Genomic DNA, 12,942 nt, shown 5'->3' on the forward strand with positions numbered 1-12,942 from the left:
GAATAACCTGAATATAAACATTTAGGGTGATTAACCATCGAAAGCGTTAGGTTTTATAACCAATTAAAATATTTAGCCATTTATCTGTAAAAAAACCGTAATTAACGCTTGCATAAATCCAAAAAGTCGATAGTATGCGCACCTCATTGACGCGGGGTGGAGCAGTCTGGTAGCTCGTCGGGCTCATAACCCGAAGGCCGTAGGTTCAAATCCTGCCCCCGCAACCAATCTTTTTGTATTATCTTTAGATATACAAATCGTAAATTTAAAAGTTTGCCCTAACAAACATATTGTCGCGGGGTGGAGCAGTCTGGTAGCTCGTCGGGCTCATAACCCGAAGGCCGTAGGTTCAAATCCTGCCCCCGCAACCAAACTTTTAAATTGCTTCTTAAGCTAATATAGCGCCCAATGTCGCGGGGTGGAGCAGTCTGGTAGCTCGTCGGGCTCATAACCCGAAGGCCGTAGGTTCAAATCCTGCCCCCGCAACCAATTTTTATAATTGTTTATTAGGCTTATATAGCACCCAGTGTCGCGGGGTGGAGCAGTCTGGTAGCTCGTCGGGCTCATAACCCGAAGGCCGTAGGTTCAAATCCTGCCCCCGCAACCAATCTCACCTACTATCAAAACCTATTTAAAACAACACAATTGCTTTGTACGCTGATATTGCTGCAAATATAAAAAACAACCCTGCACTCATTTGATCAAACAGTTTCTTTGGTACGCGCTTTATCAGTTTGACACCAAAAACAACTGCAATAGCAGTAGAAGCGATTAATGCCAAAGTCGATGCAATAAAGACCAAGACAGGCATTTGATTGGAAGATAACGCAATAACACTTAATTGCGTTTTATCACCTAGCTCAGCGAGAACAATTAATAAAAAACTAGAAATGATTGCCTTACCCAGTGTCTTTTTTTCAAATTGATGATCCTCTTCAGGCCCCGCTAAAAGGCAGTGAAAGCCAAAAAATACAAATAATACACACACCAGTACGGCAAGAACGATATCAGGTATAAAGGTGGAAAGTGTATGACCGAATATAACGGCAATTAAATTTAAACAAGCAAAGCCTAAACTTGCCCCTACAAAGACTTCGCTTGGCTTAAATCTCGATGCTAAAGCAATACACATGAATTGACTTTTATCGCCTAACTCAGCAATAAATATTAATGTAAAACAAGCGACTAAAACCATTAAATGGCTTAAATCGCCTTGCTCTGTAAAAATAACCGACAACCATTCACTCATTTCAGACTACTTCTTTTAAGTTAACTAGCAGTTTGTGCCAACTCTTTTATATAAGCTGAAATACGCTTGGCAGAAATAGGATAGGCAGTACCTAAATTCTGAGCGAACAGTGAAACTCTAAGCTCTTGAATCATATAAAATAACTGCATGACTTCCGTTGCTTTTGCCCTATCTTGCTTAAGAAGAGAAAGATAAGGTTTGGCCTGCTCCCCTACACTCTCTAACACATCGCGATTAAGCCTATCCCGAACAGGGTCGACTGCTAATTTTTCAGCTCGCTTTAAAAGAGCCTGCATATAGCGTTCCAAGTCCTTTAATTTATCAATGCCATGAAAACAAACAAAACCTTTAAATATCAATGTATCAATCTGTAATTTGATATCAGCATGGGCTTGTATCGTATCAAAGCTCGCTTTGCCTTTAATTTTCTTTTGGACTTGATTGGCACAGGTCAATACTCGTTCAACTTGCTCTGCAACAGCCAGCACACTATCTGCTAAATTCGTTCGACAATAATCTCGCAAGTGTTCAAAGCTCAAGGCATTTCTTGCAGTAATATCTTGTTTGGCAATAAAGTCGAGTAATACCGCTTCAACACAATCTTGAATTAAGTCAGCTACTTGACCAAAAGGATTAAAATACAAACCTAATTTTGCTTTGTTTGGCAGTTTGTTTTGTAAATGACTCACTGGCGATGGAATGTTCAGACAAACCAATCTAACTAGACCTTTTAAGTGAAAATGTTCAGCTAATGTCGCCTCATCAAATAACTTAACAGCAACCGTTTTACCCTCATCATGGAGTGCAGGAAATGCCTTGACCTCATAGTTTCCGCGCTTTTGTATATACTCAACGGGTAATTCTACATTTTCAGGCCAAGCGGTTAATCCGTTTTGCTCAATACCTTTTTCGGCAACTTGGCTTAATGTCTTTTTAACCTTTCCTTGGAGATTTTGTTTCAATAAATCCAGAGACTTACCAAATGCGATAGTTTTATTGTGCTCATCAACAACTTTATATGTTGGTGTTAAATGACTAGGAATTTGCGTCAGGTCCCAACTGTCTTTTTCGATTCGTGTACCTGACATTTTTAATAACGCTTTACTGACTGCATCGAGCAGTGACGTTTTTTCGTCAAATTCAATCGATTCTAGTACAGCATTAGCATAAGTCGGTGCAGGTACAAAGTTCCTTCTAATCGCCTTTGGTAATGACTTAATCAATGCGGTGATCAGGTCGTGACGATAAGCAGGGATGGTCCAATCAAAACCAGCGGGTTTAACCTGATTTAATAAAGGAAGTGGAATAATGACATTAATACCGTCGTCATCTTGATTAGGTTCAAAGACATACTCTAAATTTAAATTGAGGTTACCTTGCTGCCATTTGTCGGGATAATTGAATTTGGTGATCTTTTCAGCATCGTGCTGCATTAATTCTTCACGTTTAAAGTGAAGATATTGAGGCTGTGTATCGCGTGTTTTGAGCCACCATTTTCTAAAGCTGGCCGTGTTTGATATATCAGCTGGGATCTTACTCGCATAGTAGAGGAATAAGTCTTCCTCATCAATGAGGATATCACGACGTCTCGCTTTATCTTCTAATAGATTGATCTCATCGATGAGTCGATTGTTATCATCAATAAATTTATCTTTGAAGTTAATTTGTCGATTGATTAAGGCTTCACGAATGAATAACTCGTGGCTCAGCTGTGGATCTATTTTCCCATATTGAACACGTCTACGATTGACGATCGCCAAACCGTATAATTTTTGCGTTTCTAGTGCGATGACAGATTGGCGTTTTTTCTCAAAATGGGGCTCATCATACGATTTTTTAACTAAATGCTGGGCATAAGGTTCAACCCAGGAGACGTCTATACTGGCATTATTTCGCGCATAAAGTTTACTGGTTTCAACCAGTTCAGCTGACATGATCCATTTAGGCTGCTTTTTAAATAAGCCAGAACCGGGGAAAACATGAAAACGAGAGTTTCGTGCGCCCAAATAACCACGCTCAGTATCTTTCATACCAAGGTGGCTCAATAAACCGGTTAATAAGGACTTATGAATGTCATCATCGCTACCCGGATTAGCATTCAATTCAAACTTAAGTTCCCTTGCGCTTTGTTTTACCTGGGCGACTAAATCTTGCCACTCACGTAATCTTAAATAACTCAAAAAGCCCTGTTTACAGGCTTTTCTAAATTGGTTGCCTGTGAGCTTTTGTTGAAGTTCTTTAACATGCTGCCATAAATTCAAATAGCTTATAAAATCTGATTGCTCAGCGAGGTATTTCTCATGAGCCTCATCTGACTTTTGTTTGAAATCATGTGGGCGTTCACGTGGGTCTTGAATACTTAACCCAGTCACGATCACCATGACTTCATTTAAGCAGTTTAATTGGTTAGCGGTGATCAGCATTCTTGCCAACCTTGGATCAATTGGCAATTTAGCGATTTGTCTACCTAACTCTGTTAACGTTAAATCACTGTTTTTTTGGCCCTTACCTTTCCTTTTATTGCGCTTCACCGCACCGAGTTCAAGTAACAAGTTAATACCATCTTGAATACTACGGTTATCTGGGGCTTGAATAAAAGGAAACTTATCAATATCGCCCAAACCTAGTGCCAACATTTGAATAATAACGGATGCCAGGTTGGTTCTCAGTATTTCAGGATCAGTAAACTCTGGACGACCATTAAAATCATCTTCGCTGTACAAGCGGATACAAATCCCTTCAGCAACACGACCACAACGACCTTTACGTTGGTTGGCAGAAGCTTGAGATACGGCTTCTATTGGTAAACGCTGTACTTTAGTACGATATGAATAGCGAGAAATACGCGCAGTACCGGGATCAATAACATATCGAATGCCAGGCACAGTTAACGAAGTTTCGGCAACATTGGTCGCTAAAATAATTCGTCTACCGTTAGAACCTTTAAATACCAGGTTTTGTTCTGCAGCTGATAATCGAGCATACAGAGGGAGTATCTGAGAGTGGCGTAACTTTCGTTTCTCTAATGCCTGAGCAGTATCACGAATTTCGCGTTCACCGTTTAAGAAGATCAGAATATCACCCGGTCCCTGTGCCTGCAGCTCATCAACAGATTCAAAAATGGCGCGCATTTGCTCGTCGTCTTCACCATCAAATTGACCTTTCACTTCAGTTGGATCTTTATAACGCACTTCAACTGGGTAGGTTCTACCGCTAACTTCAATGACGGGTGCATTGTTGAAGTGTTTTGAGAATCGCTCTACATCAATGGTTGCCGACGTGATGATAATTTTTAAGTCTTTTCTTTTATCAATTAATTGCTTTAAATAACCAAGGATAAAATCAATATTTAAACTTCTTTCATGCGCCTCATCTATGATAATGGTGTCATATTGGTTTAAGAATCTGTCGTGCTGCATCTCAGTTAATAAGATACCGTCAGTCATTAATTTAATATAAGAATTGTCATTAACGTGATCGCTAAATCGAACTTTAAAACCAACTTCTTGACCCACTTCACATTTGAGCTCTTCGGCTATACGGTTACAGACACTTCTTGCTGCTAAACGTCTTGGCTGAGTATGGCCAATAAAACCATTGGTGCCGCAACCCGCTTGTAGACACATTTTAGGTAACTGAGTTGTTTTACCTGAACCCGTTTCACCAGCGATAATCACCACTTGATTATTTTTAATGAGCTCGATGATTTCTTGTTTTTTACCTGATACCGGTAGATTTTCAGGGTATTCAATATCCGGCAGATTTTGCTGGCGCAATTGGCGCTTTTCAATTGAGGTTTGTAAAGCGAGTAACCAATCTATTTCAGCATCTGTAGGGGCACTAATATTTGCATCTTGGGTACGTGCTTGATTTTGCTTTTTCAGAATATTTTGGCGTTGTCTCTTTAACCTAAACTTATCTGCTCCGTAGCAATCTTGCATAAATTTGAAATCAGATAGGTATTGATTTATTGATGTTGTCAAAGACTCAGACAAAACATAACTCCGAAAATACTAATAAAAACGGGCGGATAATAGCAAATTAAGCCCGCATGCGGTATCGGAGGAGAATAAAAAAAACGGCATAGGTAACAACGTCTATGCCGCTTTTGCTTCAGGAAATATTCGATGAATTAAGATGCCATGTGATAAGCGTCGTGTAGATGGTTGTCAATCGCTACCATAATGTCATGCCTTGTAATAAGGCCTTCGAGATAACCATCATCATCAACGACAGGGAAAATTCGCGTTCGATTTTTTGCCATATCTTGTGCTAATTCTAATACTGAGTCATAGGGTTTTACCGTTCTAACATCAGCAACCATAAATTGCCCCAGCTTAGCAATGGCCTCACGGTAGTATGTCGACTCTAACATTTTTTGAATACAATCTTGTTCCGAGACAAAGCCAACCAATTTGTTTTGTTTATCCACCACTGGACCACCTGACTGGTTTGAGCTTATCAGCAATTCAACCGCTTCAGCCACAGACATATCTTTATGAAACTTGACTGGGCGAGCTTTCATATAGTCTTCAACTTTGAGTGATTCCATCTTGACCTCCATCGATCAACAAACAGCGCAAATTTTATTATCTTTTCTGATGATACTTATAATGTGTATCGTCTTTCATCGAAAGCTTCGACAAGTCATAAAAAATTAACTTGCCTTAATGTAAGCTTAGCCATTTGCCTTAATTTCGCCTAAAAAAATGACGCTTTTTTCTAGATTATTGTGATAGAGTTTTTCAATTGTTTCTAATTGCTTACAAATGGTTGTTTTTATGGTCAAAAATCGACTTATCCAAAACCATATCGACTCTGGATTACTTCATACTCATAGCTTTATCAATGGTCAATGGCTAGATACAGGCATGGATACACTGACAGTTTACAGCCCAATTGACCAACAACCTTTGATTAACCTCTCGCAAGTTTCTGAATCACAGATCACATCAGCAATTGAATCAAGTGTAAAAGCACAACAGAAATGGAAAAAAACACCTGCAAATAGCAGACGTGAAAAACTAAAAAAATGGTTAGCTTTAATTGAAAAGCACAAAGACGATTTAGCCCAGATCATTAGCCTAGAAAATGGTAAACCGGTTAGTGAAGCCTTAGTAGAAATAGACTACGGTGCAAGCTACATCGACTGGTTTGCTGATCAAGCAATTCGTATCAAAGGTGATATCTTAGTCAACCAAAACAACCAGCAGATTTGGTTAAACAAACAAGCAGTTGGTGTGGTCTATGCCATTACCCCTTGGAACTTCCCAAATGCGATGATCACTAGAAAAGTAGCCCCAGCCTTAGCAGCTGGCTGTAGCATTATATTAAAACCGTCTGAGCTCACCCCTCTCTCGGCAATTGCTTTAACAACGCTTGCCGATAAAGCAGGTATCGACCCAGGTGTGATCACTTTGCTCATATCAAATCACGCCGAACAAGTCAGTCAACAAATCATGGCTGACAAACGGGTTCGAAAAGTCAGTTTTACGGGTTCAACGCGTGTAGGTAAATTACTTTGCCAACAAGCTGCAAAGACAATGAAACGCACCTCTATGGAACTTGGTGGTAATGCGCCTTTTATTGTTTGCGACGATGCAGATTTAGATCTCGCTGTAGATGCCGCCATTGCGGCAAAATTTAGAAATGCAGGCCAAGCCTGTGTCGCCGCTAATCGTTTTTACCTGTCACAAACGATTGCCACCACCTTTACTGAAAAGTTAGTACAAAAGCTTAAAGATCTATTTGAGAATAAGACCGAGCAATCACTGATTATTGGTCCGATGATTACAGAACAGGCTAAAACAAAGGTACTGAGTTGGATTGAAGCGGCTATCGCACAAGGGGCAAAAAAAGTATATACCGCAAAATGTCGTAATGATGGACAGTATCTAGCACCAACTGTTATTAATAATATCAGCTCGGAAATGGCACTTTTTCAGAATGAAATTTTTGCGCCGGTAATAGCAATTACACATTTTGACAAACTAAGCGATGTAATTGCTCAAGCGAACAATACCGATGCTGGACTTGCAGCATATTGTTTTAGCCAAAATCTTGAAACCATTACACTGCTCAACAACGAATTAGAATATGGCATGGTCGCTATTAACCAAGGTTCACTTTCAAATGCCATTGCGCCTTTTGGTGGCATAAAAGATTCAGGTTTAGGCCGAGAAGGTAGTGATTATGGCTTAGATGAATACCTAGATTTAAAATATACCAACTTAGTTATCTAATAAGACAACTAAGTTTCTTGGTAGACTTAAAGTACAACAAAACCTATATATATAGCTGCGGTAACGCTGATAATAAGCAATAAAAACAGGTTGAAACGTTTATAGTCGTTTTTTCGTCTTGCGCGGCAACGAATGATGATAATTTGTATTAATGTAATAGCACTGCAAATCAGCAGTTGAATAAACAAAAGATTAGTCAGATCTTCATTCCAAGTTGTACGATAAAGATCTTCTAGCCCTTTATATTTAGAATAACCTGGCACATGCTCTGGTCTGGCAAACTCAAACGTCAATAAACTCGCTAGTAAAATAAGCCAACTCAACACGTTCGTCACATTCAAGCAGGTATGCCAAAAATTGTTGCCCGAACGCCTTTCTGGTTTACTGGCCTCTTGCTTCACTTTACACATCCCATAATTAATTATTTGAAATCGACTTTTTAACTTGAGTCTAGCATTTTACAAGGTAACATAGCGGATCACTTTATATTAACAATTATAAACGGGTATCTGCTTACCTATTCGAGCACCTACTAGATACCGTCGTAAATATTACTTTGGAGCCCAATTCAATGAGTCATAGCTCAGTCAGCGCCCTACTCGCAGGACAACAAGCCGTTGATCAAACCGTAACTGTAAAAGGTTGGATCAGAACCGTTCGCTCAAACCCTAACTTTGCCTTTATCAATGTTAATGATGGCTCATGTTTTGATGCAATTCAGGCTGTTGTTAATAATGACTTAGCAAATTATGAAGATATCTGTAAATTAACTGTTGCTTGCTCTGTTGTAGTAACAGGTAAATTAGTGGAGTCGCAAGGTAAAGGTCAAGCATTTGAGATCCAAGCTTCTGAGGTAGAGATCTTAGGTACAGTTGAAGATCCAGATACTTACCCGATGGCTGCAAAACGTCATACAGTAGAACATATGCGTGAATATGCACATTTACGTCCTCGTACAAATATGTTTGGTGCCGTTGCCCGTGTTAGAAACTGTCTTTCACAAGCTATCCATCGTTTCTTCCATGAAAATGGTTATGTTTGGGTAGCAACACCTATTATCACGGCTTCTGATACTGAAGGTGCTGGTGAAATGTTCCGCGTATCAACACTGGACATGAATAACTTACCGCGTTTAGAAAACGGTGAAGTTGATTACTCAGAAGACTTTTTTGGTAAAGAAGCCTTTTTAACGGTATCAGGCCAGTTAAACGGTGAAACATACTGTAGTGCACTATCAAAAATTTATACGTTTGGTCCTACATTCCGTGCAGAAAATTCGAACACTTCTCGTCACCTAGCAGAATTCTGGATGGTTGAACCAGAGATCGCTTTTGCTGATCTAGCCGACGTTGCACAACTTTCTGAAGATATGCTCAAGTACGTATTCAATGCGGTATTAGAAGAACGTATGGATGATTTAGAGTTCTTCGATTTACGCGTTCAAAAAGGCGTAATTGATCGATTAAAGAACTTAGTTAATTCAGAGTTCGTTCGTATGGACTACACAGATGCAATTGATATCTTACAAAAATCAGGTAAGAAATTTGAATTCCCTGTTGAATGGGGCGTCGACTTATCTTCAGAGCACGAACGCTACTTAGCTGAAGAGCACGTAGGTGCACCAATTATTCTTCAAAACTACCCGAAAGATATCAAAGCTTTCTACATGCGTATGAATGAAGATGGTAAAACGGTTGCAGCAATGGACGTACTCGCGCCTGGTATCGGTGAAATCATCGGTGGTAGCCAACGTGAAGAACGCTTAGATATGCTTGATAAGCGTATGGAAGAAATGAACTTAATCCCTGAAGATTACAGCTGGTATCGTGATTTACGTCGCTATGGTACCGTACCACATGGTGGTTTTGGATTAGGTTTCGAACGTTTAGTCGCTTATGTGACTGGCATGGGAAATGTACGCGATGTGATCCCTTTCCCACGCGCACCAAAGACTGCTTCTTTCTAAAAAGCCAATTTATTCAATCGATTAAGGGTAGCTTCAGCTACCCTTTTTTATATCTAGTACCCCGATTAACAAGATATTTAGTTCTCTTCTTCATTCCCTTCTCTAACAAAATCCCAGTTATCATTAACTATTTAAATTTAGGTATTTATATAAATTTATGTGATTTACTTCACATTATCGCTTTTTGTTACAATTCCCTTGACTTTGTTATCAAATGTTATCAGTATGTTAACGTTATTGATGAATTATGTATTATCAGTTATCAAAACTTTTGGATTGTTACGAGATAATGACAACCAAAAAAAACGACCAACTCTTACTGAGGAACAATTTATGTTTACAAGACGTTTATTGCCAACACTGATCGGTTTAGGTATTGCCTCCAATGCATTAGCTATGAATCCTCAACCTGATCCAGAAAACCCTGGCGGCTACACGCTAACTAAACAAGAAGTACAAGCAGCACAAGATGCTAAAACACCTGAAGCTATGTATGACGTTTGGGCAAAGGCGCTTGAAACAAGAGATAACTCAATCGTTGAAGCGATTTTACCTGGCTTAACTGCTAACCCAGAAAACGTTAAGCGTGTTGAACGCGTATTCCCTGAAGCTGAGTGGGATTTCTTAACGCAAATGGCTGCTCCAGAATATACTTACACACGTTTCTTACGCGCTATTGGTAAGTTCCCAGCTTTTTGTGGTGAATACACTGATGGTCGTGATTCTGATGCAATCTGTTTAAAATCAGTCATTACAGCATTTGCTCACTTTGCTCAAGAAACAGGTGGTCATATTGCCAAAGACAACACTTGGGATAACCCTAATCAATTAGAAGAATGGCAACAGGCACTTGTCCACGTTCGTGAAATGGGTTGGTCTGAAGGTCAAGCTGGTTACACGACAGGTTGTGGTCAAAACGATTGGCAAAACGAACGCTGGCCATGCGAGCCAGGCCAAGGTTACTTCGGTCGTGGTGCTAAGCAGCTTTCTTACCACTTCAACTACGGTGCATTCTCAGAAGTAATGTTCAACGGTGATGCGACTGTATTACTTAAAAATCCAGGTCTAGTTGCAGATTCTTGGTTAAACCTAGCATCAGCAATTTGGTTCTTCTTAACACCACAAGCACCAAAGCCGGCTATGTTACACGTTATTGATCGTACTTGGGTACCTTCACAGCGTGAGTTAGATGCAGGTATTGGTTACGGTTTTGGTACAACAATCAACGTAATCAATGGTGGTATCGAGTGTGGTGAGCAAAACAAAAATAAAGGCCAACCAGTAAACCGTATCAAATACTGGGAAGGTCTAGCAGCTCATTACAATATTCCAGTAGAAGCAGACGAGAAAAATACCTGTTGGCAACAAACACCATACGGCAGCCTTAACTTAAACGGTGCTGACGATGTGTTGTATACAAACTGGGATGGTAACTGGAAATACTATGCTGATCGTCCAGAAGGTCAATCATTCGAGTGTGACTTAGTTGGTTTCCAAACTGCTTACTCTGCACTTGTTCCAGGCGATTACGAAAAATGTGTAACTAACTTCTATGGTTCACATGCTAACTGGCCTCAAATCCGTGTTGTTGATACAGGTGCAGGTACTGGCACTGGAACAGATACTTCAACTGACACAGAAACAGTAACTGAAACAGACACACAAACTGAAACAGACACACAAACTGAGACAGATACTGCAACTGATACCTCTACTGCAACTGAAACTGAAACTGAGACAGCAACAGAAACGGTTACTGAAACAGATACAGCGACAGAAACAGATACTGACGGCAACACATGTAGTGCTCCACAGTATGTTGCAGGCACAGCATACTCAGCTGGCCAAACAGTAAGTAATGGTGGTAGCCAATACACTTGTAATATCGCAGGTTGGTGTTCATCAAACTCTGATTGGGCTTATGCACCAGGTACAGGTTTATACTGGCAGCAAGCTTGGTCACAAGCAAGCGGTGCTAGCTGCGGCACAGGTACAGATACAGTAACTGCAACAGAGACTGCGACTGAAACAGAAACGGCTACTGAAACTGCAACAGAGACAGAAACAGTAACAGAAACGGATACTGCGACAGATACAGATGTAGGTACTGGCTGTAATACTTCAGCTTACCCTGCTTACCCTAACTTCCCACGCACTGACTGGAAAGGCGACCCTAGCCATGCATTAAAAGGCGACCGTATGTCTCACCAAGGTGGTGTTTACGAAGCTAAGTGGTGGACAAATGCTAAGCCTTCTTCAAGCGCTGCAGCTTGGAAAGCAATCTGTCAATAAGCACTAAATGAGCCTAATCTCGATTAGGCTCACATTAAAATACTTGCGCACTTAACATCCAATATTACATACTAGAAACACTGTTAGTATGGTTTGAGATTGTTAAGTGCGTTTTTGTTTGTTTGCTTTATTACTTATTACAAGTTTCCCTTCCTTTGCACTTAACATTGTTTTCGTCTGCCCAACTGATGAAAAAGAACCTTTCTGGAAGTATGTACGCGCTGCTACCACCGCAGCTGCTGAAGATTTAGATATACAAGTCAATTACCTTTATTCACACAGTTATCGCATCATTCAATCAGAAGTGATCGAGACAATACCTACAATGGAAACCAAGCCAGATTACGTAGTGTTTATGCCCTACGGTGGCAGCATTGTAAAATCATTCAATATTCTAGAAAAAGCTAAAATACCTTTTGTTACTATGGAGCGAGTATTCGACTGGCAAGCGCTAGAAGAAGTCATCGCCCTGCCAAGGCAAAAATATCAGTATTGGTTAGGTGAGATATATCACGATAACATCAAAGCCAGCCATGAGCTTACCCAAGCTTTAATAGATGCTGCTCAATCAAAGAAACCGGAAAAGAGCCTGAACTTAATTGGTTTTAACGGGGATTATTATTCCGAATCTCTAGATCGTGCTAAGGGATTCAAAAAACATATTTTTAGCCAAAATAAACACAATATTATTCGTATTATCCCCGCACAGTGGAGTGCCGAACAAGCACAAGAGAAGTTTGGCATTATTTACAATAAGCACAATGATATAGATATCGTTTGGTCAGCTTCAGATAAAATGGCGCTAGGCATCATAGAGGCCACATCTGCATACTCGAACATTGAGCTTAATCAAAACATGTTTATCGGTGGTTTTGATTGGCTACCATCCGCCTTAAAAGCGATTGAAAAAGATCAGATGACAGCCAGTGTTGGTGGCCATTTTTTACAAGGTGCATTGAGTTTATTGAAGATTTACGATCACGAGAAAGGTCAGCCAGTGTTCATTAAAGGTGATAACAAGCCCCACATACAAATGTCACTTATTAATAAAGATAACATTTCAGATTATCAGCGCTTATTTCAACCAGAAGATTTAAAGAAAGTAGATTTTAAGCAGTTTAGTCTTTATCACAATGAGCAAAAAGCGTATCAGTTTAATGCTGATATGATCGTTAAAGCGCTATCTTATTAGC

General features: G+C 39.9%; 8 protein-coding genes, 4 tRNA genes and 1 pseudogene. 9 read left to right on the plus strand and 4 right to left on the minus strand.

The window, feature by feature from the left end:
- The first annotated feature begins 150 nt into the window (after window positions 1–150).
- From HR060_RS10835 to HR060_RS10850, 4 genes are all read left to right on the plus strand, one after another.
- Window positions 151–227 (plus strand) — tRNA-Met (locus tag HR060_RS10835).
- 67 nt (window positions 228–294) lie between these two features.
- Window positions 295–371 (plus strand) — tRNA-Met (locus HR060_RS10840).
- Between the two features lie 41 nt (window positions 372–412).
- Window positions 413–489 (plus strand) — tRNA-Met (locus HR060_RS10845).
- A gap of 41 nt (window positions 490–530) precedes the next feature.
- Window positions 531–607 (plus strand) — tRNA-Met (locus HR060_RS10850).
- A gap of 24 nt (window positions 608–631) precedes the next feature.
- On the opposite strand, the gene HR060_RS10855 is transcribed toward HR060_RS10850, so the two are convergent.
- The 3 genes from HR060_RS10855 to HR060_RS10865 form a co-directional block, all read right to left on the minus strand.
- A complete protein-coding gene (locus tag HR060_RS10855; protein ID WP_174200319.1) occupies window positions 632–1,249 on the minus strand; it encodes a TMEM165/GDT1 family protein in 618 nt (205 codons plus the stop codon).
- 20 nt (window positions 1,250–1,269) lie between these two features.
- Window positions 1,270–5,190, minus strand: coding sequence for an ATP-dependent RNA helicase HrpA (gene hrpA, locus HR060_RS10860; RefSeq protein WP_174200363.1), 3,921 nt, complete (start codon window positions 5,188–5,190; stop codon window positions 1,270–1,272).
- A gap of 191 nt (window positions 5,191–5,381) precedes the next feature.
- Window positions 5,382–5,801, minus strand: coding sequence for a CBS domain-containing protein (locus HR060_RS10865; protein WP_174200320.1), 420 nt, complete (start codon window positions 5,799–5,801; stop codon window positions 5,382–5,384).
- A 229-nt stretch (window positions 5,802–6,030) separates the two neighbouring features.
- Between HR060_RS10865 and HR060_RS10870 the strand changes: the two genes are divergently transcribed.
- Window positions 6,031–7,491 (plus strand): NAD-dependent succinate-semialdehyde dehydrogenase, encoded by a 1,461-nt coding sequence (locus HR060_RS10870; protein ID WP_174200321.1) that lies wholly within the window; start codon window positions 6,031–6,033, stop codon window positions 7,489–7,491.
- Between the two features lie 26 nt (window positions 7,492–7,517).
- Here HR060_RS10870 and HR060_RS10875 read toward each other — a convergent pair whose 3' ends face one another.
- Window positions 7,518–7,892: a hypothetical protein gene (locus tag HR060_RS10875; RefSeq protein WP_174200322.1), complete on the minus strand. Its 375-nt coding sequence runs from the start codon at window positions 7,890–7,892 to the stop codon at window positions 7,518–7,520.
- A 170-nt stretch (window positions 7,893–8,062) separates the two neighbouring features.
- Between HR060_RS10875 and asnS the strand changes: the two genes are divergently transcribed.
- From asnS to HR060_RS10895, 4 genes and pseudogenes are all read left to right on the plus strand, one after another.
- On the plus strand, window positions 8,063–9,457 hold the full coding sequence (gene asnS, locus HR060_RS10880; RefSeq protein ID WP_174200323.1) for an asparagine--tRNA ligase: 1,395 nt from the start codon (window positions 8,063–8,065) through the stop codon (window positions 9,455–9,457).
- A gap of 333 nt (window positions 9,458–9,790) precedes the next feature.
- Window positions 9,791–11,050, plus strand: a pseudogene (locus HR060_RS19860) (chitinase); the annotation flags it as partial.
- A gap of 291 nt (window positions 11,051–11,341) precedes the next feature.
- Window positions 11,342–11,749, plus strand: a complete 408-nt coding sequence (locus tag HR060_RS19865; protein ID WP_174200364.1) for a cellulose-binding domain-containing protein — start codon at window positions 11,342–11,344, stop codon at window positions 11,747–11,749.
- Between the two features lie 106 nt (window positions 11,750–11,855).
- Complete coding sequence (locus HR060_RS10895; RefSeq protein WP_174200324.1) at window positions 11,856–12,941, plus strand: substrate-binding domain-containing protein; 1,086 nt, start codon at window positions 11,856–11,858, stop codon at window positions 12,939–12,941.
- Window position 12,942: the final 1 nt, after the last annotated feature.

It is taken from the genome of Marinifaba aquimaris, assembly GCF_013328345.1.
Taxonomy (GTDB): Bacteria; Pseudomonadota; Gammaproteobacteria; order Enterobacterales; family Alteromonadaceae; genus Marinifaba; species Marinifaba aquimaris.

What these genes read in the sequence shown, in the direction of transcription:
- HR060_RS10855 (WP_174200319.1), bottom strand. Translation starts at nt 1,249, where the DNA reads ATGAGTGAATGGTTGTCGGTTATTTTTACAGAGCAAGGCGATTTAAGC.
- hrpA (WP_174200363.1), bottom strand. Translation starts at nt 5,190, where the DNA reads ATGCAAGATTGCTACGGAGCAGATAAGTTTAGGTTAAAGAGACAACGC.
- HR060_RS10865 (WP_174200320.1), bottom strand. Translation starts at nt 5,801, where the DNA reads ATGGAATCACTCAAAGTTGAAGACTATATGAAAGCTCGCCCAGTCAAG.
- HR060_RS10870 (WP_174200321.1), top strand. Translation starts at nt 6,031, where the DNA reads ATGGTCAAAAATCGACTTATCCAAAACCATATCGACTCTGGATTACTT.
- asnS (WP_174200323.1), top strand. Translation starts at nt 8,063, where the DNA reads ATGAGTCATAGCTCAGTCAGCGCCCTACTCGCAGGACAACAAGCCGTT.